Origin of the sequence: Pseudonocardia alaniniphila (genome assembly GCF_022524485.1) — a bacterium.
GTDB classification, from domain to species: domain Bacteria; phylum Actinomycetota; class Actinomycetes; order Mycobacteriales; family Pseudonocardiaceae; genus Pseudonocardia; species Pseudonocardia alaniniphila.
The window spans coordinates 102,953-125,068 of record NZ_JAKXMK010000031.1 but is presented as its reverse complement, the minus strand read 5'-3'; the positions used below and the strand labels follow the sequence as shown (position 1 = coordinate 125,068).

Genomic DNA, 22,116 nt, shown 5'->3' with positions numbered 1-22,116 from the left:
TGCAGCCACGACGAAGTGGAGCTGCAATGCCACAGTTCACAGGCGCCCACCAGTCCGCACTGAGGCGCACCGTCATCGGCTGCCGGAGGCTGACAGGCCTGCCCGTGGTCTTCGCCGGGCCGGTCGACTCCGCCGGCGTCGTCCTCAACGAGGCGTCCGGCATGAGAACCGGGGCCCTCGACGGCCTGCTCGTGGCTCGCGACTCCGGGCTGGGCGGGCGAGCCGTGCAACTCGGCAGGCCGGTGTCGGTTCACGACTACAGCGCCGCCGACACCATCAGCCACGACTACGACCGGCAGGTGAGCGCCGAGGGACTCGTGTCACTCGTCGCCATCCCGGTCTCGACCGGGCGAGGGGTGCGCGCGGTCCTCTACGGGGCTCTGCGCCGGCGCGGCCCGCTGGGTGATCGCACCATCGGACAGCTCAGCGACGCGGCGTCGGCGCTGGCGCGCGAGCTGACACGCCGCGACGACGAGCTCGCGACGCCCGACATCGGGGGGCCGGCCGCGGAGCCGTCGAACTCCCGAGACGATCTCCGCTCGCTGGTCGCCGAGGTGTCCGAGCTCGCCACCCGGATCGAGGATCCCGGCCTGAGCACAGAGATCGCGACCGCGTGCCGCCGCCTCCAGGAGGCCTCCCGGCTCCATGGTCGTCGCGTGCCGGGGCCGTCCCTGTCGGCGCGCGAGCTCGACGTCCTCGGTCTCGCCTCGACAGGCTGCCGGAACGAGGAGATCGCCGACCTGCTGACGATGTCGATCACGTCGGTGAAGGCCCAGTTGCGCTCGACGATGCGCAAGTTCGGTGTGCATTCCCGACATGCCGCGGTGAGTGCCGCGCGCGCGAACGGCCTCATGCCGTGACCGCGACCGCCGGGGCCGAACTGGAAGAGGCGCGACACCTGTTCGCGCTGCTCCGCACGGCCACCGGTGCGGTTCCCGACCCGGCGCTACGGGCACGCATCGCGGATCTGGCGGAGCAGCTGGTCGCCGCCGTGCGCGATCCCGCGGAGGCCGGGGACACGACGCTGTCGGCGCGCGAGATCGACGTGCTCGCACACGCAGCCGTGGGGCGCCGCAACAGCGAGATCGCCGAACGTCTCGCGCTCACCGGCGAGACCGTGAAGAGCTACCTCCGCAGCGCGATGACGAAGCTCGGCGTCCACTCCCGGCACGCCGCCGTCGACAGCGCACGACGCGCGGGCGTCATCCCCTGAACGGTCGCATTGTTGATCGTTCTCACGAGAGGGCCTCGGCGATCGCGGCCCGGCTCACCACCATCGCGACACCTTGAGCCGCTTTAGGCGCGGCACGGTCGTCATCCCCCGGGAGCGCGATCCGGTGGACGCCGACGCCGCCCTGCGCGCTCTCGCCGTCGCCTACTGCCGGCGCGCGGAAGATGCCGGCGCCACCCCTGAGCAAACGCTGGCCGCGGTGTCCCGTGTGCTGGCCGACGGCCACGCGGCTGTGGCCACCCGAGCCGGGAACGCTTCCGGGTAGATACAGCCGGCCTCACCCCCGGGGTGGCAGCCGGCGCACCGCAGGGCTTGCCCACCCGCGCAGTCCAGCGACGGCGTGATCGCCGCGACCGACCTCCTAGGGTGTGCAGATGCCGGTGGACGTCGACGCTCGAGCCCGATTCAACGCGAACGAAGCCACGCAACGCCCGCCTGACAGGTTCGTGATCAGACGGCTTTCGCGTTGTCCCGGACACCCCGGCCTTGCGAGGATCCAGCAGCAAGGGCACTGAGTGATTCGGCCGCAGACGGCCCCCACCTCCCTCGGAGTAGTGGATCGTGACGACGAGCAGAAGACGGGCGACGACTCCCGCACGCAATCGCGTCACTCCGATGGGCAGTATCGTGGCGATTCCCCTTCGGGGCGCCTGGACCGGAAACCGCGGCATCCTGCACGCCGGCACGGAGATCGTTCGATTCCACGCGACCGATCTGTGGATCACCTGCGCCCTGCGGTTCCGTGGACGCCGGCGCGAGCAATGGCAGCCTCGTCATTACACGCACTTGTTCTTCCATGACGAAGCGGTTGCCTTCGCGGCAGGTCATCGGCCGTGCGCAGAATGCCGCCGGGACAGCTACAACTGCTATCGCAGTGCGTGGGCCATCGGCCTCGGTGTCGACATGCCGTCGGCGACGGAGATCAACCGGCAACTGCATGGTGAGCGGATCGTGCGCGGCACCCATCGTCGACGTACCCACGAGATGCCGTGGGGCGATCTTCCTGACGGGACGTTCGCTCTGCTCGGCGGTTCGCCCATGGTGGTCATCGGCGAGGAACTGATCGAGTGGTCGTCCGCAGGCTACGGCGCGCGTCGTCCGCGGCCGGAAGATGGATCCGCCGACGTCATCACGCCACCGTCGACGGTGGCGGTGCTGCGCGCCGGATATCCGGTTCAGATCGATGACTCCGCGCGGTGCTGACGCTCGGCCGGCTCCTGGCAGCGAGGGCGCGACCTCGGTGGACGACCTGGTGACCAACTACCAGGTCGTCCACCGCCGGACCACTGATCCTTACTGGTACAGAACGGCCTTGATGTCCGTGCTGTCGATGTTGCTCTTGTCGTACCAGAAGAAGCCGGTGTCGATCACCTTCGGCAGGGACTCGCCGCGCATCGCCTTCACCGCCGCATCGACGAGTTGCTCGCCCATGCCGACCGGGTTCTGGGTGATCGCGCCGAGCATCGTGCCGCCGCGGATCGCGTCGATCTGGGCCTGGCCCGAGTCGAAGCCGATCACGGTGAGCCCTGTGCGGCCACTCTCCTGCACCCCGCGCACGACGCCGATCGCCGACCCCTCGTTCGAGCCGTAGATGCCCTTGACGTCCGGGTTCGCCGCGAGGATGGCCTTGGTGATGTCGGCCGACTTGGCCTGGTCACCACCGCCGTACTGCGGCGGGAGCACCTCGATGCCGGGCGCGTTGGCCTGCATCCACTCCACGAAGCCGTCGCGCCGGTCGATCCCGGAGCGGCTCGTCTGGTCGTGAACGACCATGGCGACCTTGCCGGTGCCCCCGAGAGCCTCGGCCATGTGCTTGGCCGCCTCGGCGGCCGCGGCCTTGTTGTCGGTGGCCGCGGTGGTGACGGGGATGTCGCTGTCGACGCCCGAGTCGAACGCCACCACGGGGATGCTCTGGCTCTTGGCCTGCTGCAGCAGCGGCGCCGCGGCCCGGGAGTCCAGCGCCGCGAACCCGAGGACATCGGGCTGGCGGCCCAGCGCGTTGGTCAACATCGTGACCTGCGCCTCGATGTCGGCCTCGGTGGCCGGCCCCTCGAAGGTGATCCGCACGTTCTGCTTGGCGGCCTCCTGCTCGGCGCCCTGCTTCACGGCCTGCCAGAACTGGTGCTGGAAGCCCTTGGACACGATGGCGATGTAGGGCTGCTCGCCGCCGCCACCGCCACCGCCGGCTGCGTCGGTGGATGAGCCACCGCCGCACGCAGCGGCCGTGAGGGTCACGGCAGCGGCCGCGAGGACCGCCGCGATCCGCTTCATGGGCATGTCGATCGAACTCCCTTGGTCGAACTACGGTGGTTCCGGTGAGTCAGAGTGACGCCCGCTTGCGCGCCATGTCGGCGTACACGGCGAGGAGGATCACGCAGCCGAGGATCACGTTCTGCCATTCCTGCGGGATGGACATGATCTGCAGGCCGTTGTTGAGCACGGAGATGATCAGCGCGCCGATGACCGTGCCGACGATGGAGCCCTTGCCTCCGGCGAGCGACGTACCGCCGATGACCACGGCCGCGATCGCCTGCAGCTCGTAGCCCATGCCGGTGGCGGGTTGCGCCGAGCCGAGACGCGCGGAGATCATCACGCCCGCGAGGCCGGTGAAGAGCCCGGCGAGGGTGTAGATGATGATCTTCCACCGGCGCACGTCGATGCCCGACAGCGCCGTGGCCTCCTCGTTGCTGCCGATCGAGTAGGTGTAGCGGCCGAGCACCGTCTTGTTGAGCAGCACGCCGGCCAGCACCGCGACCACGGCGAGGATGAGCACGGCGTTCGGGAAGTTCGCGCCGGGGATGAGGCTGCCGGTCGAGAGGTCGATGTAGCCGGGCGTCTGGTCGAAGTAGATCGGGGTGCTGTCGGACAGCACGAGGGCGAGACCCTGCGCCACGAGCATCATCGCGAGCGTCGCGATGAACGGCGGCAGCCCGAGCACCGACACGTTGAGCCCGTTGATCAGCCCGATCAGGCCCCCGAACAGGATGGCGCCGAGCACCCCGAGCGGAAGCGGCAGCCCCGCGTCGACGATGAGCACGCCCGAGATCACCGCGCACAGGGCCATCCCGGTGCCGATCGAGAGGTCGATGCCCCCGGTGATGATGACGAACGTGGTACCGAGCGCCAGCAGACCGATCACGACGGTGGAGAACAGGATGTTCGTGACGTTGCCGTAGTTGAAGAAGTTCGGGCTGACGATCGAGAAGAACGCGAAGATGACGATGAGGCTCGCGAAGGCCAGGAACTGCTGCAGCCGCTCGCGCAGGGTTCGCCGCACGACGGCGGGCGCGGCCTCGGGCCGTTCCTGCTTGGTGACGGTCGGGGATGTCATCTCGCTCCTGCCTTCGTCGCGGAGTCCTCTGCTGGGCCGTCCGACGAGTCGGGGCGCAGCGTCGCGAAGTGCATGACGCTCTCCTGTGTGGCTTCCTCGGCGCTGAGCCGTCCGGTGATCCGTCCCTCGCTCATCACGACGATGCGGTGCGACATGCGCAGCACCTCCGGGAGCTCCGACGAGATCATGATGATCGACTTGCCCTGGGCCGCAAGCTCGTTGAGGAGGCGGTAGATCTCCTCCTTGGCGCCGACGTCGATGCCGCGCGTCGGCTCGTCGAAGATCAGGACGTCGCAGTCCTTGACGAGCCACTTGGCGATGACCACCTTCTGCTGGTTGCCACCGGAGAGGTTCTTCACGGTCTGGTCGATCGACGGCGTCTTGATCCGCAGGCTTGCCACGAGCTCGTTCGTCTTCGCTCGCATCGCCTTGGAACGCACGAACCCGAAGGACTGGAACAGGTCGCGGATCGAGCTCAGTACGACATTGGCGTTGACGTCCTGGTCCAGCAACAGGCCGAGGTGCTTGCGGTCCTCGGACAGGTAGCCGATGCGGTGCTTGGCCGCCTCCGCCGGATTCGTGATGCGGATGGGCTCTCCGCGAAGCGTGATCGTGCCTGACTCGACGGGATCGGCCCCGACGAGTGCGCGGGCCACTTCGGTGCGTCCGGCGCCCATGAGGCCGGCGAAACCGAGGATCTCGCCTTCCTGCAGCTCGAACGACACGTCCTTCAGCAGCGCTTTCGTCGAAAGCCCTCGCACCGAAAGAACCGTCTCGCGGTCGGTGCGCACGCCTTCCGGCTCGGCATCGCTCGTGATCTCGCGCCCGACCATTCGCGCGATCACCTCGGGCATCGACGTGGTCGCGGTGTCGAGTGTGTCGACGTAGCGGCCGTCGCGGATGACGGTGATGCGATCGGAGATGGCCTTGAGCTCGTCCATCCGGTGCGAGATGTAGATGACGCCGGTCTCGGGCCCCCGGAACCGGCGGATCAGGTCGTGCAGAACCTGCACCTCGGCGTCGTTGAGCGCCGCCGTGGGCTCGTCCATGATCAGGACCTTGGCCTCGTACGACAGCGCCTTGGCGATCTCCACCATCTGCTGCCTGGCCACGGTGAGGCTTCCCACGACCTGACGCGGATCGAGCGGAAGGTGCAGCCGGTCGATGAGCTCCTTGGCCCGCGCGTTCAGCGTGCGCTCGCCGAGGAAGAACCCCGCGCTGCGGGGCTCGCGGCCGATGAAGATGTTCTGCGCGACCGTGAGGTCGGGCATCAGGTTGAATTCCTGGTGAATGATGCTGATGCCCTGCTCCAGAGCGTGCTTCGGGCCCGAGACCTGAAGCGGGCGGCCGTCGAGGAAGAACTCGCCCTCGTCTGGAGTGTAGATGCCCGACAGCAGTTTCATCAGCGTCGACTTGCCGGCGCCGTTCTCCCCGACGAGCGCGAGCACCTCGCCGCGACGCAGGTCGATGTGCATGTCCTGCAGCGCTCGAACGCCCGGGAAGCTCTTGCCGACTCCCCGCGCCTCCAGCAGCAACGGCTCGCTCACGACGGCACCACCCCCTTGCGCAGGATCACGTTCCCGTAGACGCGCGTCTCCCCGGTGCGCACCACCAGGAACGCCGTCGCGCCGACGTCATAGAACTCCTGCCGGCCGAGGAAGCGGATCTCGCCCGTGCCCGCGGCCTCGGCCAGCTCGTCCTGCACGGGGAGCCGCGAGCCGTCGGGCGTCGCCATCAGGTCGACGGCGGGAGCGTCGTCGAGCGGGACGACCGTGCGCACGGCCGCGAGCAGATCCGGCGTCGCGATCCCCGGGAACAGCAGCAACCTGCTGGCGAGCCGCTCCGCCGGGAAGTGCGCGTCGGCCAGCACGACGGCGTCGGAGTGGCCCATGGCGTCGAGGTGGGCGAGCAGCGGCCCCGTCAGGAGCGGGTGGATTCCGGTCAGCACGGTGCCTCCGGTGTGGTCAGCTGCTTGGTCAACACGGACCCGAGACGGTAGACGCGGCACGCCGTCCCCGCGAGGACCGCCTGCTGCTCGTCCGGGGTCAGCTCGCCGACCAGCGCGGACAGGATCTCCCAGGTGCCCGCGTACCCGGCGGTGAGGAGCGTCATCGGCCAGTCGCTCCCCCAGATCAGCCGGTGCGGCCCGAACAGCTCGAGCGCCGCGTCCCAGGCCGGGCGCAGTACGTCGGCCGTGAACGGCATACCGCGGACCTGCAGCCCGGAGACCTTCGCGACGGTGTTCGGACGAGCGGCGACCTCCGCGAGCACCGAACGCCACTCGGCGAACTCGGGCCGCCCGTGCGGAGGCTTGCCCAGGTGGTCGAGCACGACCGTCAGCGCGGGCAGCGCCGCGGCGAGCTCGGCGGTGGCGGCGAGGTGCCGCGGCCAGGCGTCGGGCACGTCGAACGGCAGGCCGCGGTCGGCAAGGAGACTCAGCGAGGCGCGCACGCTGGGGAGTGCGAGGAAGTCGTCGCGCGGGTCGTCGTGCACGAGATGGCGGACGCCGACGAACGCGGGGTCGGCCATCCAGCGGTCGAGCTGCCTCTCGGCTGCAGCGGGATCGTCGAGCCTCAGCCACCCGACCACACCCGCCACCCAACTGTGCGCGGCGGCAACCTCCAGCATGAACTCGGTGTCTGCCTCCGAGTCCTCCGCCTGCACGAGGACGGCCCGGTCGACTCCGGCTCCGCGCAGTTCGGCCTGCGCCCGCTCGGCGGTGACGGTCGTGTGCAGCGGGCCCAGCTCGGGCGTGATCCAGTCGTAGGCGCTGCGCTGCAGATCCCACAGGTGCAGGTGCGCGTCGACCACTTTGATCGGTCGGTCGAACTCATCGGATGTTTCAGCCGCCGTCGACTCGACGCCGGCGCCCACGTCAGCCACGGGTCTCGACGGAGTGCGCCGCGAGTGAGCCACTGCGCATCTCGGTGCCCGCCCCTGGGGCCGTCGGCGCGTGGTACCGGCCGTCCCGCACGTCGACCGGGGTGACGAAGTGCTCGTGCAGGTGATCGACGAACTCGATCATCCGGTCGTCGAGGCTTCCGGACACGGCGACGAAGTCGAACATCGCGAGGTGCTGCACCGCCTCGCAGAGGCCCACCCCGCCGGCGTGCGGGCACACCGGTACCCCGAACTTGGCCGCGAGCAGCAGGATCGCCACGTTCTCGTTGATGCCTGCCACGCGGGTGGCGTCGAGCTGCAGCACCTGTAGCGCATCGATCTGGAGGAACTGCTTGAACATCACGCGGTTCGCCATGTGCTCACCGGTGGCGACCGGAATCGGTGCGATGCCGCTGGCGATCGCCGCGTGTCCCAGCACGTCGTCCGGGCTCGTGGGCTCCTCGACCCAGGCGAGGTCGAAGCTGGCCAGCTCCTTGATCCACGCGACAGCGGCGTCGACGTCCCAGCGCTGGTTGGCGTCCACCGCGATCCGGATGTCCGGCCCCACGGCGGCGCGGGCGATGCCGAGGCGCCGTACGTCGTCGGCGAGGTCGCCGCCCACCTTCAACTTGATCTGCGAGAACCCCTCCTCGACGGCCTCGTGGCACAGCCGGGCGAGCTTCTCGTCGTCGTAGCCGAGCCAGCCCGGCGTCGTGGTGTAGGCGGGGTAGCCGTCGCGAAGCAGTCGCGCCTCGCGATCGGCGCGCCCCGGCTCGGCGGCGCGCAGTATCTGCAGCGCCTCATCCGGGGTGAGCGCGTCGGTGAGGTAGCGGAAGTCGACCAGATCGACCAGCTGCTCCGGGGTCATCGCCGCGAGCACCTGCCACAACGGCTTGCCCTCGCGCTTCGCGAGCAGGTCCCACAGGGCGTTGACGACCGCGCCGATCGCCATGTGCATGACGCCCTTCTCCGGGCCCAGCCAGCGCAGCTGCGAGTCGTGCACCAGCTCCTGCCAGGTACCGCCCATGTCGGAGAGCAGCGCGTCGACGTCGCGGCCGACGAGGTGGCTCGCCAGCGCCTCGATCGCGGCGACCTGCACGTCATTGCCCCGGCCGATGGTGAAGACGAACCCGTGCCCGACGAGGCCGTCGGCGGCGTCGGTATGGATCTCCACGTAGGCGGCGGAGTAGTCCGGGTCGGGGTTCATCGCGTCCGACCCGTCCAACATGAGCGAGGTCGGGAACCGCACGTCCGCGGTCTTCAGAGCGGTGATACGGCTCACGCGAAGCCCTTTCTTCCGAGTGCGCGCCCACGGTAGAGATCCGATGTCTGCAGCGTCAACAGACGCAAGGTCTCAATCTGGCAGCATGCGCAGAGACGCCGGAGCCGAGGTCCGCGCACAGCCATCCTCCAACCCTGCCCGGCGCCTGACCAGGTGAGCCTCGGGTAGCGCCCGCGCCACCCACCCGTCTCCAGAACCTGGCGGCCCCGGCCGTCGTGGCTAAGCGAGCGGTCGGAGGTATCTCGAGGGACTTCGAACTCGGTGATGCAGCCCGCGTGGGCGCCGCAGGTAATTCCTGTTATATCTACAGATCGTCTCGTTGGCGTCTACATCGACGTGTCAGCGTGGTGACGATGACAGACGGGAATCGACATTGAACGCTTCTCCCCACATTCCGCTCACATCGGACCAGCGCAGTTCCTTCATCGCAGCACTGCTCGGATGGACGATGGACGCGTTCGATTACTTCATCGTCGTAATCGTTTATGCCGATATCGCCAAGGATTTCGGTATCTCGCTGACGCAGATGGCGTTCATCACGACCGCCACCCTGCTCATGCGCCCGGTCGGGGCGATCTTCTTCGGGCTGTGGGCCGACCGCAGCGGCCGGCGGATCCCGCTGCTCGTCGACGTCTGTTTCTACTCGGCGGTCGGGTTCCTCAGCGCGTTCGCGCCGAACTTCACCGTGCTGCTGGTCCTGCGACTGCTCTACGGCATCGGCATGGGCGGTGAGTGGGGCCTGGGCGCCGCACTGGCCATGGAGAAGATCCCGGCACGCCGTCGCGGCTTCTTCTCCGGACTCCTCCAGCAGGGCTACTCGCTGGGGTACCTGCTGGCGTCGGTCGCATCCCTGGTGGTGATCACCACGCTCGGGTTGTCCTGGCGCTGGCTGTTCGCGCTGAGCATCCTCCCGGCGCTGATCAGCCTCCTGATCCGGGCCCGGGTACGGGAGTCCGAGGTATGGAGCGACACCCGCCGGCGGATGCGGGCCACCAACTCCTCGATCCGCGACGTGCTGCTCAACCCGGCCGTCGTGCGCCGGTTCGGTTACCTGATCCTGCTGATGACCGCGTTCAACTGGATGAGCCACGGCACCCAGGACATCTATCCGACGTTTCTGCAAGCCACCCACGACGGCGGAGCGGGCCTGCGGGCGGCCACAGCCACCTGGATCGTCGTGCTCTACAACATCGGCGCGGCGATCGGTGGGCTCGTGTTCGGCAGCCTCTCCGAGCGGTGCGGGCGCCGCTACACGATCGCCTTCTGCGCCGTGATCGGACTGCCGATCGTGCCGCTGTTCGCCCTCTCCCACACCGCAGGACTACTGGCCTTGGGCTCGTTCCTCATGCAGGTGATCGTCCAGGGCGCGTGGGGCGTGATCCCGGCGCACCTGACCGAGATGTCCCCCGACACTATCCGCGGGTTCTACCCCGGCGTCACCTACCAACTCGGCAACTGCCTGGCCGCGTTCAACCTCCCCATCCAGCAGAGCCTCGCCGCCACCCACGGCTACCCCTACGCACTGGTCATCACGATCGTCCCGGTGCTCATCGCGGTGGCCGTGTTCACGCTGATCGGCAAGGAGGCCAAGGGCATCGCGTTCGGCGGCCGCCTCGGGACCGCGCAACCCAGCACCCTCCACAGCTGACCGCAGGCTGTGGATCGCATACATGCTGGATCCGTCGCCGGAAGGTGCGATCACCGGTCGCTCCGGTCGAGCGAGGGCGGGCGCAACCGCGGCCGGCAGCCCGTGCCCCGGGCCGCCGCTGGCGGACGTGTAAAAGCTCCCGGGCTGGTCTAACGGCAGATGATCGTGCATCGCCACGCGGCTGGTCGGCGTCGGCCAGGGCGGTCGTCACCTCGTCGAGCAGCACGGGGTCGGCGCGCACTGCCGTACTGACGCTGCGGCGGGGCGAGGGGTTGCGCGGAGTCGACGGGTTCGTCCCAGTCGTCCACCGCGCCTATCGCGAGGCGAGCGTCTACAACGAGCCAGGTGTGATCGCGTCGCACATTCCGCAGGCGATGTGGACGAGCTTCGATCTCGTCGAAGCGGCCCTCAAGACGGACCGACCAGCCGAGGCCGGGGCGCACGCCAAGGCGATGCGCGACACCGACCTCCCCGGGCTGTCGTCGCGGATGGCGTTGCTGACCGGCGGCGCCACGGCGATGGTCGCGGGCGATGACGAGTTCCGGAGCAGTTTCGACGGCGCGCTCGCCCTCCCGCACAATCCCCCGGTGGCCCTTCGATTTCGCCCGGGTCCGGCTCGCGTACGGCGAGCGGCTCCGTCGTATTCGGGCAACGGCGGATGCGCGCCTTCAGCTCGCGGCTGCCGCCGACATCTTCGACCAGCTCGGCGCGCGACCCTGGTCCGACCGGGCTTACAGCGAACTGCGGGCCACCGGGATCAGCAAGCCGCGACGGGCCCTGTCGGAGCCTCCCGCCCTCACGCCGAAAGAGCGTGAGATCGCCGAGCTGGCCAGTTCGGGTCTGACGAACAAACAGATCGGAGAGCGTCTCTTCCTCTCCCACCGCACCGTCGGCGCGCACCCTTATCAGATCTACCCCAAATTGGGAATCGTTTCCCGGGCGGCTCTCCGTGATGCACTGGCACCGCCTCCCGAACACCCTCACACCGAGGATGGCTCACCGTCGGCGCGCAGGCCGCCGGCTGACGGCAAGGCATGCTGAGCCGAACAGCTCCGGGCAGATCTTCACGCCACTCATGCCGTCACCAGCTCACCGGGAGCTCCTGCACCCCGTAGACCACCATCTTGTCGCGAAAGCGAATCTCCTCCAGCGGTACCGCGAGATGCAGACCGGGGAACCGGCGCAGCAGCGCCGGATAGGCCATCTGCAGTTCCAGCCGGGCCAGCGGCTGCCCGAGGCACTGGTGCACACCGAACCCGAACGCCACGTGGTGGTTCGAACCGCGGTGAATATCGAGCTCATCCGGAGACGCGAACACCGCGGAATCCCGATTGGCCGACTCGCTCGCCGCGATGATCCCCTCGCCCGCGCGGATCGTCACCCCACCGATCTCGATGTCCTCGAGGGCAACCCGGCGCCGCCCGGTGTGCAACACCGTCCACAGCCGCAACAACTCCTCCACGGCGCTCTTCACCACGGCGGTGCCACCTTCGCGCACCTCGGCGGCCTGCTCGGGGTGCTCCAACAACGTGAGCGTGCCCAAGGCGATCATGTTCGCCGTGGTCTCGTGGCCTGCGACGAGCAGCAGCGTCGCCATGCACACGGCGTCGTCACGGCTGAGCAGGCCGGTCCGGATATAGCGCTGCGCGAGCCGGCCGAGGATGTCGTCGGTCGGTTCGGCCTCCTTCGCTGCCAGCAGGTCCGTCAGGTAGTCCCATAACTCCTCGTTGGCGCGCGTGGCCGCTTCCGGGCCGGCTGTGGTGTCGAGAAGTGCACGGGAGCAGGACTGGAAGAACGCGTGGTCCGGATAGGGCACGCCGAGCATGTGGCAGATGACCATCGACGGCAGCGGGAGCGCGAATGCCTTCACGAGGTCGACCGGCCGCGGACCGTGTTCCATCTCGTCGAGCAGGTCGTTCACGAGCTTCTCGACGACCGGGCGCAGCGCCTCGGTGCTCCGCGCCGTGAAGTCGCTGGTGATCATCTTGCGATACCGGGCGTGCTTCGGGTCGTCCATACCGATGAAGCTGCGGGTGAACACGCGCCCGATGCGCATCGCCTCCGACTGGATGGGATATCCCGGCCGGTCGGTTTCGGAGCTCACGCGGGGGTCGGAGAGGATGCGCCGGACGTCCTCGTAGCGGGTGATCAGCCAGGGTGAGCTGCCGTCCCACAGCCGGACCCGGCCGACCGGATTCTCGGCTCGCAACTGTGCCAACTCGGCAGGCGGGTCGAACGGGCAGGTGCGGACCATCGGGTAGGCGGGTTCGGCAGCCGCCTGTCCGTCGCGGCCGGTGGTGATCGAGGTCGGTGTCATCAGGACTCCAAAAATAATTAGCGATGCTAACTTAATGCACGGACCACTCGCCGATCGTCGCGAGGACGTCAGGAAAGTGGCAGGCCGGGCGCCCGCTGCTAGAACGGCATCTCCGGCTCGAGCCCGAGCCGCATTCGGCCGACGTTCTCCCACGTGCGCTCGAACTGGAGCGTGACGTGCGTGCGCACCATGTTCAGGTCACGGAAGTAGCGCTCGATCCGCCTGCCCTTGTTCGCGGCGCTCGACCCGCTCGTGCGGAAGATCGTCTCGACCGCCCTCGACGCGAGCTGGACGATCTGCTGCTCGATGAGGATGAGGCGACGGTCATCCTCGTCGCTCACGGGCTCGCCGGTCTCCATCGCGCGCCGCGCCCGCCCCGTCCAGATCTGCGCGACCTGGTGGAGCGTCGCCTCCGCGGTGTCGACGTACGCCGTGGCCTCGCCGAGCAACCCGTGGAAGACGGGCAGGTCGGAGCGCCGCGGCGACATCGGACCCCACTGGTGCTTCGTCGTGAGGTTCTCGATGTACTCGTCGACGGCCGCCTGCGCGATGCCGACGCACACCGCAGTCGGTTCGGAGATGAGCAGGGACCCGATCGACCCGTAGAACGTCGCGCTCGGGTGCAGGCCGCGCCCCGGGAACTCCACGACGGTGCGCGCGGGGTTCGGCGACGGCACGGTGTGGTGCTCGGGGACGAAGAGATCCTCGACCACGACCCGCCGCGAGCCCGTGCCGCGCATGCCCAGCGTGTCCCAGTTGTCGACGATCCGGAACTGGTCGCGGCGCATCGCGACGAAGCGCGTGTCGACGGGCTCACCGCCGGACTCGGCGATCACAGCGGTGGCACCGATGAAGTGCGTCGACACGTCGCAGCCGGACGCGTAGTCCCACCAGCCGGTGATCCGGTAACCACCATCGACCCTCAGTGCGGGCGCGGGGATCGCGGAAAGCGGGCAGCGGAAGTCACCGTCCTCGAACAGCTCGACCTGGGCCTGCTCCTCGAAGAGACCGGCGATGACGTTGTGCGTCGCCATGAGCCCGAAGACCCAGCCGCTCGAGGGGCAGCCACGCGACAGCTCGACCGTGACGCGCAGGAAGGTGTCGAGATCGAACTCGTAGCCGCCGAACCGCCGCGGCTGCATGATCCGGTAGAGGCCGGCGTCGATGTAGTCCCGCAACGTCGCGTCGGGCAGACGTCCGAGCGCCTCGCACTCGTCCTGACGCTCCCGGAGCTTGCCACGCAGCGCCGCCGCCCTGGCGATCATCTCGCCCGGACCGAGGTCCGGCTCCGGCGGATCGATGCTGCGCGTGCTCGCGTCCTGTGCCGTCATCAGGTGCTCCTTCGAAGGTCGGCCTCTCGGTCGCCATGCTCAGGCCGCGGAAATTCGTCATCCCCGGCCGCCTCGCGAGGCAAGCATCTCCTTCAGCGGGGTGAAGTCGTATCCGGCATCGGTTGGATCGATCCCAGCAGCGAACAACGTGACACCCTCGGCCAGGTCACTCCTGCGACGGAAGGACCCGATGTCCAGAAGGCTGTGCCAGATGGAGGATAAACCTCCCTTCGTGGACCGACCCGACGAAAGCCCGGTGGAAGTGGTGGTCAATGGCCGCGCGGCGCGGTTGCACATCACCACACTGGCACGTTCGGTGTAGACGCGGGCGAGACGATTTGTTGACGGTGCAGGCAGCGCACTCCCGGCAGCTAGGCACGTTGCACGACCACGCTCGGGCCGCCCTTACAATTTCGAGTCGGCGACACCGACGGCCTTTCCTTGTCGTCAACGCACGACATAGAGAGCAAAAGTGATGGCCAGTCACCATCGTGACGGACGCAGAGGAGAACATGCCTGTGGAGCATGAGCTCGGGTTCGCCCTGATCGGGCCGGTGCGGGCCTGGCGGGGCGGTGCCGAGCTTCCGTTGGGCACTCCTCAACAACGCGCCACATTGGCGTTGTTGTTGCTGCGGAACGGCACGCCGATGACGATGGACGAGATCGCCGACGCGCTCTGGGGAGAAACCCTGCCGGCACAGCCGAGCGCGACGATTCGCACCTATTTCCACCGCATACGCCGACTCCTCGCCACCGATGAGCGCGACCGCGTCATCGCTGCCGATGGCGGTGGCTACCGCATCGAGGTGGATCGGCTCGCTGTGGACGTGGGCCGGTTCTGCGAGCAGGTCACCCTGGCCGACCTCGCAGTGGGAAGGGGCCGGGGACGAGACGCGGTCGAGCATCTGCGGACGGCCCTGTCGCTGCACCAGGGCACCCCGCTGGCCGGGCTCCCGGGAGCCTTCGTGCAGGTCGAGCGCGCGCGCCTGCACCGGCTGCGGTGGGCCGCGCTGGAGAGCATGTGTCGCCTCGAACTCGAGCACGGAGAGCAGGCACGGATCGTCGATCAACTCCAGGCAGCTGTGGTCTGTGAGCCGCTGCGTGAGCCGTTGCACGAGTTGCTCATCCTCGCGCTTTACCGTTGCGACCGGCAGGCGGAGGCGTTCCTGGCCTTCGAGAACGCGCGGCGGGTGCTGCGCGAGGAACTGGGCGCCGACCCCGGCCCACGGCTACGCCGGCTGCACCAACGCATGCTGCGCTCCGACCCCGACCTGTGTGCTCCGGATCAGGTGCTCGCGCCGGCCGCGCACCCGGCGCAACTACCCGCGGACCTGCCCGTTTTCGTCGGACGTGAGACGGCGCTCGCCGCGGCCCGGGCGACGCTGCCCACCCACGGGGCCGCACCGGGACGAACCACGGTGATCGTGGTCGGAGGGATGGCCGGGGTCGGCAAGACAGCGTTCGCGCTGCACTGGGCACACGAGGTCACCGATCGGTTCCCCGACGGCCAGCTGTATGTGAACCTTCGCGGATTCGAAGGCGCAGGCGTCCAGGTCGGCCCTCAGGAAACGATCCTGGGTTTCCTGCACGCCTTGGGGGTCCACCCGCAACGGATCCCCCCGACCGCGGACGCCCAGTCCGCCCTCTACCGCAGCCTGCTGCTCGACCGACGGTGCCTGATCGTGCTCGACAACGCCCGCGACTCCGCCCAAGTGCTGCCCCTGTTGCCCGGCCGGTCCCGCTCCCTCGTCCTCATCGCCAGCCGCGCCACCCTCGACGGACTGGTCGCATCCACCGGCGCCCGCACCATCACCCTCGACCTCCTCGACCACCACACAGCCCGAGAACTCCTCGCCCGCAGACTCGGCACCGAACGCGTCGACGCCGAACCCGACGCCATCAACGCCCTGATCGACCACTGCGCCCGCCTCCCGTTGGCGCTGTCGATCGTCTCCGCCCGGATCACCGCACGGCCCTCGACGTTTTCCCTCGCCGACGCCGTAACGCAGCTCTTCGGTACCCACCACACCCTCGACGCGTTCGCCGGGCGGGACTACACCCCCGACATCCGCGCAGTGCTGGCGTCCTCCTACGCGTTGCTCTCCCCGGGCGCCGCACGGCTGTTCCGCCTGCTCGCGCCGCATCCTGGTTCGGAGACCACCGCAAGCGCTGCCGCCAGCGCCGCCGCAGTGCCCGTCCACGTGGCCGGCACCTTGCTGCGCGAACTCGCCGACGCGCAGCTCGTCACACAGACCTCGCCGGGACGGTTCTCCCGCCACGACCTGCTCCGGGCCTACGCCGATGAGCGGATCGCCGAGACCGAGCCCCGCGCGGAGCGCGACGAGGCGTTCCCGGTTGGCCACCCACTATCTACAGACGGCCGACCGCTGCGCCCGGCTCGTCTCCGCCCACCAGGACGAACCCCCGCCCCTCGACCCGGAACGCCACGTCACACCCGAGGCCCTGGCCGACGTGGAAGGGGCCATCCGCTGGTTCGACACCGAACGCACCACGACACTGCCGCTGCTGGAGCGAATGGCCGCGCACGGCCTGCACGCCCACACATGGCGCTTCGCATGGGCCCTGCGCAACTGCCACGACCGGCAAGGTCACTGGCACGAACTGGCCGCCGCCCACCGACTCGCAGCACGCTCAGCAGCTGAAATCTCCGACACGACGGGTCTGGCCTACGCACTCCGCGGCCTGGCCAGAGCCGACACCCGACTCGGCCGCTACGACACAGCTCAGGCCCGGCTGGACCGGGCACTCTCGCTGTTCGAGGAGCTCGGCGACGTGTGCGCCACGGCCTACACGTTGCGCCAGTACGCCTGGCTGTCGGATCTGCAGGACGAACCCGAAACCGCGCTGGCGCACGCCGCCCGCGCACGCCACCTGTTCCGCTCGATCACCTGCGCCCCCGGCGAGGCCGCCACGACGAACGCCATGGGCTGGTACCTCGTGCTCCTCGGCAAGTTCGACAACGCCGTCGGACTGTGCCGGGATGCGCTCGAACTGCTTCGATCATCGGGCGAGCGCTTCGGCCAGGCGAACGCGTGGGAGAGCCTCGGGATGGCCTACCACCAGCTCGAACGGTTCGACGAAGCGCTGGACAGCTACCGGCGTGCGGCGGAGATCTACCGTGGGTTCCGGGCCCACGACAACGAGGTCGAGACGCTGATCCGGCTCAGAGGCAGCCACCTGGCGTTGAGCCAGCGGGTCGAGGCCGACGATGCGCTGCGGCGGGTGGTCTCGATCCGGCAGGATCTCGGCCTGCCGCCGATCGGAGTGCCCTGACCAGCCGCTCCATGCAGGACGCGGCACAGGACCATTCAGATCGCTATCGGGTGATTCCGTCGTGCCCGCTGCACCACCCATGGTACGAATGAATTCATACCGGAATACGACCGTGCTCGATCAAGACGCGACCAGAAAATGATCGGGCTGGGGCGGATCACGGTACATGAACAGAACCGATTCAACGTGGCATGAGTTGATCGCCATTCCGGCCGCTCCGGACCAGTGGCGAGCCGCCAGGGAGGCGCGCATAATGCTGTCTCCGCACACGACAAAGACCGGAGGAAACCCGTCATGGCTGTTGTGAACGACCTGGCCGACATCAAGGGTATCGGGCCGAAACACGCTGCGATGCTCAAGGACATCGGCGTCGACTCGATCAAAGAACTGCAGCACCGAAAGGCCTCCCACCTGAAGGAAATGATCGAGACCCGACACGGCAAGGTGATCGGCATTTCCGAGCAGACCTGTCAGGGCTGGATCGACGCCGCCAAGGCACACAGCTAGTCGACGGTCGGCTCTCTCCGGAGGCGACCGACACCTCTCCTTCCGTCAGACCCGCGCGGGGCTGGCCCTTGATTCTCATCGCGACTCCGCATCAGCCGAGGATCCGCCGCGGTTACGCCGCGCCTCCTCACCGATGTCTTCGAGGGCCACGCCCTGGGTCTCCGCCCCGAACCGCACGGCCGTCGCCATGATCACATACATCACGCCGACCATGACGAAGATGCCGACCGCACCGGCGGCGTCGAATATCACCCCGGCCAGCAGCGGAACGAGCGATGCGGAGACGAGCGCAACCGTCACCGATGCACCGGTGCCGAACGCCCGCACCGTCGTCGGGTACAGCTCCGGTGCCCACACCCAGGCGGTGGTGTTGAGCAGAATGAACATGAGCTGCAGCAGCCCGCCGAGCACCAGGATCATCGCGAGGCTCGCCGACGTACCGAAGGCGATCGCGACGACGACGGCCACCACCGCCCCGTACCCGAGCACCATCCGCCGCTTGAGCCGGTAGCCGAACACGCTCGCAAGCACGGCTCCGATCAATCCGCCGATGTTGATGATCGTGGTGTAGGCCAGCGAGGTCGACACGTCGATTCCGCGGGCCACGAGGACGGTCGGCATGAACACGGTGATCGTCACCTGCGCGCCGAACGTCATTGCCGAGACCACCCAGATCACGAGGGTGTTCCTGGCGAGCGCGCCGGAGAAGATCTCCGCGAGCCGGACCCGCTGCCGCGGCAGCCGTTCGCCCTCGGCGGCGTCGACGTACGCGGTGGGCTGCGTATTCCGCAGCGGGCGGAGGCGGTTGGCGGCGAGCCGGGAGAGCACCTCGTTGGCCGCCGCCACCTGCCCCTCCACCAGCAGGTATCGCGGTGACTCCGGCAGGAACCACCGATAGACGAACACGAGCAGCGCGGGCAGTGCCAGCAACCCGAGCAGCCAGCGCCACGCCACCTCCGGGCCACCGAGAGTGGTCTCGAGCGGGCCGAGCACGAACGCGGCCAGCGCCGAGGAGACGAAGATCCCCAGTCCGCCGGCTGCGATGTTCACGGTGGCGACGGCGGCCCCCCGGTACTTCGTTGGCATCAGCTCGGCCACCAGCGTGAGACCTGTGTTCAGCTCACCGCCCAGCCCGATTCCGACGATGAAGCGCGCGACGAGCAGCCAGCCGATGTCCGGCGCGAACGCGGCAAGCAGCGCGCCCACCGTGTAGAGGACGAGGTTGTACATGTAGGTGACGCGGCGGCCGTACCGGTCGCCGGTGATGCCCGCGATCAGCGAGCCGATCGCCATGCCCGCGAACGTCAGCGTCGTCAGGAGCCCGACCTCGGTGTTCGACAGCTCCCACTGCGCGGCGATGAGCGGGGCGGCGAGCCCGACGTTGTACTGCTCGATCGCGTCGAACAGCGCGCCGAACGCCACGAGCACCAGGATCAGCACGTGCGCCCGGCGGAACGGGATGCGGTCCAGCGCCGCGCCGAGCTGGCGCTGCGCCCGGTCCCTGAGCTGCTCCGTCGCGGCGCTCGTGGGACCTGTGCCCGGCGAGGAAGCCGATGTGGGCATGGCTGCGCTCCGTTCGGTGGGTCCTTCGGTCGGGGTGGGGCTCACGTGAGGAGGTGGCCCGGGATCGGGGCGGCCTGCAGCGCCGTGCCGATAGGCCCGGGGTCATGGAAGCCGTCGGCGTCGAGCACGACGCGGCCGCCGCTGATCACCGTCTCCGCCCAGCCGGTCAGCTGGTGGCCCTCGTAAGGGGTGTAGTCGCTCTGCATGTGCAGGTCGGCAGCGGCCGCGGTGCGCCGCGCCACCGGGTCGAGCACGACGATGTCGGCGTCGGCTCCCACTCCGACCATGCCCTTGCTCGTCAGGCCGTTGAGGCGCGCGGGATTGGTGGCGAACATCGCCACGAAGCGCTCGACGGGCATCCCGTCCTCGGCCACGAGCCGGGTGAAAGCCACCGGCAGCCGCGTCTCCACCCCGGGCAGGCCGTTGGGCATGACACGGACGTCGTCGCGGTGCTCCGACTTCTGCGGCGTGGAGTAGCAGCAGTGGTCGGAACCCAGCGTGTCGACATCCCCGACGACGGCGCGGGCGCGCAACGCGGCCACCGACTCGGCCGCGCGCAGCGGCGGACAGCACACGAAGCGCTCCGGGTGCTCGCCTGCGTAGGTGCTCTCGTCGAGGGCGAGGTAGTGCGGGCAGGTCTCGGTGTAGGCGCGCACGCCGCGGCGACGCGCGGCACGGACCAGATCGACCGCCTCAGCGGTGGTCTGGTGCACGAAGTACACGGGTGCCCCCACGTGCTCGGCGGTGGCGAGCACCTGGGCCACAGCTGCAGCCTCGGCCAGCTCGGGACGGGTGAGCGCGTGATGCCCGGCGTCAGCACGGTGGGCCGCGGCGGCGAGCCCCTGCGCGTCCTCGATCACGTGGTCGGCTTCGGCGTGCACGTAGGCGATGCCGCCCTGAGCGTGCAGCGTGCGCAGCACTTCGAGCACGGTGTCCGGTCCCGCCATGACGACGTCCTTGTACGTCGTGAACATCTTGATCGTCCGGACGCCACCGTCGGCCATGGCCGCGATCTGCTTCGCCGTGGTGTCGTCCCAGGAGATCACGCACCCGTGCAGCGCGGTGTCGCACCGGGAGACGGTGGCGAGGTCCCGGCGTTCCTGCACGGCGTCGAGCGGGCTCTGGCCGGGCTCCGGTATCGCGAAGTCGACGACCGTGGTGGTGCCGCCCCACAGCGCCGCGATACTCGCGCCTGCGTAGTCGTCGAGCTGCGTGTACGCGCCGAGCCGCTGCCCGATGTGACAGTGCGGGTCGACCCCGCCGGGGATGACGAGCTTGCCCGTGGCGTCGATCGCCCGCTCGTGCGGCGGGAGCGGCAGCGTCGGGTCCTGCACCGCGACGATCCGGCCGCCCGTCACGACGACGGTGGCGGGGCCGCTGCCGCCGGCGTTGACGACGGTGCCGCCGTGGACGACGAGGTCCGCGGGCTGTGGGAGGGACATCGGTGGAGGCTCCAGGGGTCAGGCGTCGCCGCGGGTGGCGGCGTCGCTGGCGGCGGGGTTGAAGATCACGGCGTCGACCGAGGCGAGATGGGCCGTCATCGCCTGCGCGGCCCGGGCGGCATCGCCGCTCGCGATGGCGCCGAGCACCTCGCGGTGCTGCCGCAGCTGACCCTCGCGGGCCTGCAACGAGCTCACCGCGTGCTGGTTGACCAGCAACCAGAGCGGATGCGTCTCGGCGTCGACGAGCTGACCGACGATGCCCGCGAGCAGTGAGTTGCCGCAGCCGAGCGCGAGGTCGGAGTGGAACCGCAGGCCCAGCTCCATGAAGCGGGGGATGCGGCTGGGCTCCGCGACGATCTCGGCGCCCTCGTCCAGATCGCGGGTGAGGCCACGGAGCCGGTCGGTGTCGATCCGCGTGGCGGCGAAGGAAGCGACGACGGGTTCCAGCGCTCGGCGGGACTCGATCAGCTCGCGGGGCGCGACGTCCAGCGCGGATCCCTCGATCGCAGCGACCCCGGCATGTGGCCCGCGCACGTAGGTGCCGTCGCCGTGGCGTACCTCCACGGCACCGATGAGCTCGAGGGCGAGGATCGCCTCGCGCACCGTGGTGCGCGAAACGCCGAGCCGCGCCGCAAGCTCGCGGTCGCCGGGCATTCGGACGCCGAGGATGTACTCACCCGCGGCCATCGCCGTCAGCAGATCCTGCGCCACGGAGAGGTAGAGGCGGGGCGCCCGCTGCTGGTCGGATTGGTCGGACATCTGCACCGCGAGAGGTTAAACCTGTCTCCCGCGCGTGCGCCAGCGCCTGGCGGTGGCGGCTGCCGGACGGCCTCATCGCCCGGGCGGTGCCGTCGGCCTCGTCGGGCAAGGTGCCCCTCCGGCTCCGACACTTGTCGGATTGGAGGTCACACATGGACGCCATCACCTTGTCCCGGGTCTATGACCACGAGCCTCACGGCGAAGGCCGGTGTTACCTCGTGGAGCGGCTGTGGCCGCGCGGGATACGCCACGAGGAGGTGGAGCTGGACAGCTGGGCGAAGGACGCCGCCCCCAGTCACGAACTCCGCATGTGGTTCGGCCACGATCCGCAGCGCTGGGAGGAGTTCCGCCGCCGCTACTTCGCCGAGCTCGACACTCGTCCGCAGGCATGGCAGCCACTGGTCGATGCCGCGGCGACCGGCGAGATCACCCTGCTCTACAGCTCCCGGGACCGGGAGCACAACAACGCCATCGCCCTGCGGGACTACCTGCTCGAGCGGCTGGCACGCCAACGGGGCTGAGCATGCAGAC

General features: G+C 69.1%; 21 protein-coding genes and 1 pseudogene. 10 read left to right on the top strand and 12 right to left on the bottom strand.

Annotation, left to right across the window (positions count from 1 at the left end):
* Positions 1–26 precede the first annotated feature (26 nt).
* From MMF94_RS31845 to MMF94_RS31830, 4 genes are all read left to right on the top strand, one after another.
* Complete coding sequence (locus MMF94_RS31845) at positions 27–860, top strand: LuxR C-terminal-related transcriptional regulator (protein ID WP_241041123.1); 834 nt, start codon at positions 27–29, stop codon at positions 858–860.
* A complete protein-coding gene (locus tag MMF94_RS31840; protein ID WP_241041122.1) occupies positions 857–1,213 on the top strand; it encodes a response regulator transcription factor in 357 nt (118 codons plus the stop codon). The genes MMF94_RS31845 and MMF94_RS31840 overlap by 4 nt, the downstream gene beginning before the upstream one ends.
* Positions 1,214–1,286: 73 nt before the next feature.
* Complete coding sequence (locus MMF94_RS31835; protein ID WP_241041121.1) at positions 1,287–1,496, top strand: hypothetical protein; 210 nt, start codon at positions 1,287–1,289, stop codon at positions 1,494–1,496.
* Between the two features lie 350 nt (positions 1,497–1,846).
* Positions 1,847–2,434 carry a hypothetical protein gene (locus MMF94_RS31830; protein ID WP_241041120.1) on the top strand — a complete coding sequence of 196 codons (588 nt, stop codon included), beginning with the start codon at positions 1,847–1,849 and terminating at the stop codon, positions 2,432–2,434.
* Between the two features lie 90 nt (positions 2,435–2,524).
* Here the strand turns inward: MMF94_RS31830 and MMF94_RS31825 are convergent, their stop codons facing one another.
* From MMF94_RS31825 to MMF94_RS31800, 6 genes are read right to left on the bottom strand one after another with little or no spacing between them, the layout of a single operon-like run.
* On the bottom strand, positions 2,525–3,508 hold the full coding sequence (locus MMF94_RS31825; protein WP_241041119.1) for an ABC transporter substrate-binding protein: 984 nt from the start codon (positions 3,506–3,508) through the stop codon (positions 2,525–2,527).
* Positions 3,509–3,551: 43 nt separating this feature from the next.
* Entirely contained in the window at positions 3,552–4,562 is a 1,011-nt protein-coding gene (locus tag MMF94_RS31820; protein WP_241041118.1) for an ABC transporter permease, read from the bottom strand.
* Positions 4,559–6,109: a sugar ABC transporter ATP-binding protein gene (locus MMF94_RS31815; protein WP_241041117.1), complete on the bottom strand. Its 1,551-nt coding sequence runs from the start codon at positions 6,107–6,109 to the stop codon at positions 4,559–4,561. Before MMF94_RS31815 ends, MMF94_RS31820 begins: the two co-directional genes overlap by 4 nt.
* Positions 6,106–6,510, bottom strand: a complete 405-nt coding sequence (locus tag MMF94_RS31810) for an RbsD/FucU family protein (protein ID WP_241041116.1) — start codon at positions 6,508–6,510, stop codon at positions 6,106–6,108. The genes MMF94_RS31815 and MMF94_RS31810 overlap by 4 nt, the downstream gene beginning before the upstream one ends.
* Positions 6,504–7,445 carry an amidohydrolase family protein gene (locus tag MMF94_RS31805; RefSeq protein WP_241041115.1) on the bottom strand — a complete coding sequence of 314 codons (942 nt, stop codon included), beginning with the start codon at positions 7,443–7,445 and terminating at the stop codon, positions 6,504–6,506. The genes MMF94_RS31810 and MMF94_RS31805 overlap by 7 nt, the downstream gene beginning before the upstream one ends.
* Complete coding sequence (locus tag MMF94_RS31800) at positions 7,438–8,724, bottom strand: L-fuconate dehydratase (protein ID WP_241041114.1); 1,287 nt, start codon at positions 8,722–8,724, stop codon at positions 7,438–7,440. Before MMF94_RS31800 ends, MMF94_RS31805 begins: the two co-directional genes overlap by 8 nt.
* 448 nt (positions 8,725–9,172) lie before the next feature.
* On the opposite strand from MMF94_RS31800, the gene MMF94_RS31795 reads away from it, so the two are divergent.
* A complete protein-coding gene (locus tag MMF94_RS31795) occupies positions 9,173–10,372 on the top strand; it encodes an MFS transporter (RefSeq protein WP_241041113.1) in 1,200 nt (399 codons plus the stop codon).
* A 48-nt stretch (positions 10,373–10,420) separates the two neighbouring features.
* On the opposite strand, the pseudogene MMF94_RS43850 reads toward MMF94_RS31795, so the two are convergent.
* Positions 10,421–10,543, bottom strand: a pseudogene (locus MMF94_RS43850) (hypothetical protein); the annotation flags it as partial.
* Between the two features lie 360 nt (positions 10,544–10,903).
* On the opposite strand from MMF94_RS43850, the gene MMF94_RS31790 reads away from it, so the two are divergent.
* A complete protein-coding gene (locus MMF94_RS31790) occupies positions 10,904–11,413 on the top strand; it encodes a helix-turn-helix transcriptional regulator (protein WP_241041112.1) in 510 nt (169 codons plus the stop codon).
* Between the two features lie 40 nt (positions 11,414–11,453).
* Here the strand turns inward: MMF94_RS31790 and MMF94_RS31785 are convergent, their stop codons facing one another.
* A complete protein-coding gene (locus MMF94_RS31785; protein ID WP_241041111.1) occupies positions 11,454–12,689 on the bottom strand; it encodes a cytochrome P450 in 1,236 nt (411 codons plus the stop codon).
* Positions 12,690–12,787: 98 nt separating this feature from the next.
* Positions 12,788–14,020 carry an acyl-CoA dehydrogenase family protein gene (locus MMF94_RS31780; RefSeq protein ID WP_241041110.1) on the bottom strand — a complete coding sequence of 411 codons (1,233 nt, stop codon included), beginning with the start codon at positions 14,018–14,020 and terminating at the stop codon, positions 12,788–12,790.
* Positions 14,021–14,532: 512 nt separating this feature from the next.
* On the opposite strand from MMF94_RS31780, the gene MMF94_RS31775 reads away from it, so the two are divergent.
* From MMF94_RS31775 to MMF94_RS31765, 3 genes are all read left to right on the top strand, one after another.
* Positions 14,533–16,683: an AfsR/SARP family transcriptional regulator gene (locus MMF94_RS31775; protein WP_241041109.1), complete on the top strand. Its 2,151-nt coding sequence runs from the start codon at positions 14,533–14,535 to the stop codon at positions 16,681–16,683.
* Positions 16,571–17,314, top strand: a complete 744-nt coding sequence (locus tag MMF94_RS31770; protein ID WP_338104385.1) for a tetratricopeptide repeat protein — start codon at positions 16,571–16,573, stop codon at positions 17,312–17,314. Before MMF94_RS31775 ends, MMF94_RS31770 begins: the two co-directional genes overlap by 113 nt.
* A 294-nt stretch (positions 17,315–17,608) precedes the next feature.
* The gene (locus tag MMF94_RS31765; protein WP_241041107.1) at positions 17,609–17,821 is read left to right on the top strand and encodes a DUF4332 domain-containing protein; all 213 of its coding nucleotides are present in this window, start codon (positions 17,609–17,611) and stop codon (positions 17,819–17,821) included.
* 75 nt (positions 17,822–17,896) lie between these two features.
* On the opposite strand, the gene MMF94_RS31760 is transcribed toward MMF94_RS31765, so the two are convergent.
* From MMF94_RS31760 to MMF94_RS31750, 3 genes are read right to left on the bottom strand one after another with little or no spacing between them, the layout of a single operon-like run.
* Positions 17,897–19,384 carry an MFS transporter gene (locus tag MMF94_RS31760; protein ID WP_241041106.1) on the bottom strand — a complete coding sequence of 496 codons (1,488 nt, stop codon included), beginning with the start codon at positions 19,382–19,384 and terminating at the stop codon, positions 17,897–17,899.
* A 41-nt stretch (positions 19,385–19,425) separates the two neighbouring features.
* The gene (locus tag MMF94_RS31755) at positions 19,426–20,826 is read right to left on the bottom strand and encodes an amidohydrolase family protein (RefSeq protein ID WP_241041105.1); all 1,401 of its coding nucleotides are present in this window, start codon (positions 20,824–20,826) and stop codon (positions 19,426–19,428) included.
* 18 nt (positions 20,827–20,844) lie between these two features.
* Positions 20,845–21,585: a FadR/GntR family transcriptional regulator gene (locus tag MMF94_RS31750; RefSeq protein ID WP_241041155.1), complete on the bottom strand. Its 741-nt coding sequence runs from the start codon at positions 21,583–21,585 to the stop codon at positions 20,845–20,847.
* Positions 21,586–21,737: 152 nt separating this feature from the next.
* Between MMF94_RS31750 and MMF94_RS31745 the strand changes: the two genes are divergently transcribed.
* The gene (locus MMF94_RS31745; RefSeq protein ID WP_241041104.1) at positions 21,738–22,106 is read left to right on the top strand and encodes a DUF488 domain-containing protein; all 369 of its coding nucleotides are present in this window, start codon (positions 21,738–21,740) and stop codon (positions 22,104–22,106) included.
* Positions 22,107–22,116: the final 10 nt, after the last annotated feature.

What these genes read in the sequence shown, in the direction of transcription:
- MMF94_RS31765 (WP_241041107.1), top strand. Translation starts at nt 17,609, where the DNA reads ATGGCTGTTGTGAACGACCTGGCCGACATCAAGGGTATCGGGCCGAAA.
- MMF94_RS31845 (WP_241041123.1), top strand. Translation starts at nt 27, where the DNA reads ATGCCACAGTTCACAGGCGCCCACCAGTCCGCACTGAGGCGCACCGTC.
- MMF94_RS31820 (WP_241041118.1), bottom strand. Translation starts at nt 4,562, where the DNA reads ATGACATCCCCGACCGTCACCAAGCAGGAACGGCCCGAGGCCGCGCCC.
- MMF94_RS31745 (WP_241041104.1), top strand. Translation starts at nt 21,738, where the DNA reads ATGGACGCCATCACCTTGTCCCGGGTCTATGACCACGAGCCTCACGGC.
- MMF94_RS31785 (WP_241041111.1), bottom strand. Translation starts at nt 12,689, where the DNA reads ATGACACCGACCTCGATCACCACCGGCCGCGACGGACAGGCGGCTGCC.
- MMF94_RS31750 (WP_241041155.1), bottom strand. Translation starts at nt 21,585, where the DNA reads ATGTCCGACCAATCCGACCAGCAGCGGGCGCCCCGCCTCTACCTCTCC.
- MMF94_RS31795 (WP_241041113.1), top strand. Translation starts at nt 9,173, where the DNA reads ATGGACGCGTTCGATTACTTCATCGTCGTAATCGTTTATGCCGATATC.
- MMF94_RS31825 (WP_241041119.1), bottom strand. Translation starts at nt 3,508, where the DNA reads ATGCCCATGAAGCGGATCGCGGCGGTCCTCGCGGCCGCTGCCGTGACC.
- MMF94_RS31760 (WP_241041106.1), bottom strand. Translation starts at nt 19,384, where the DNA reads ATGCCCACATCGGCTTCCTCGCCGGGCACAGGTCCCACGAGCGCCGCG.
- MMF94_RS31775 (WP_241041109.1), top strand. Translation starts at nt 14,533, where the DNA reads ATGCCTGTGGAGCATGAGCTCGGGTTCGCCCTGATCGGGCCGGTGCGG.
- MMF94_RS31780 (WP_241041110.1), bottom strand. Translation starts at nt 14,020, where the DNA reads ATGACGGCACAGGACGCGAGCACGCGCAGCATCGATCCGCCGGAGCCG.
- MMF94_RS31830 (WP_241041120.1), top strand. Translation starts at nt 1,847, where the DNA reads ATGGGCAGTATCGTGGCGATTCCCCTTCGGGGCGCCTGGACCGGAAAC.
- MMF94_RS31755 (WP_241041105.1), bottom strand. Translation starts at nt 20,826, where the DNA reads ATGTCCCTCCCACAGCCCGCGGACCTCGTCGTCCACGGCGGCACCGTC.
- MMF94_RS31790 (WP_241041112.1), top strand. Translation starts at nt 10,904, where the DNA reads ATGACGAGTTCCGGAGCAGTTTCGACGGCGCGCTCGCCCTCCCGCACA.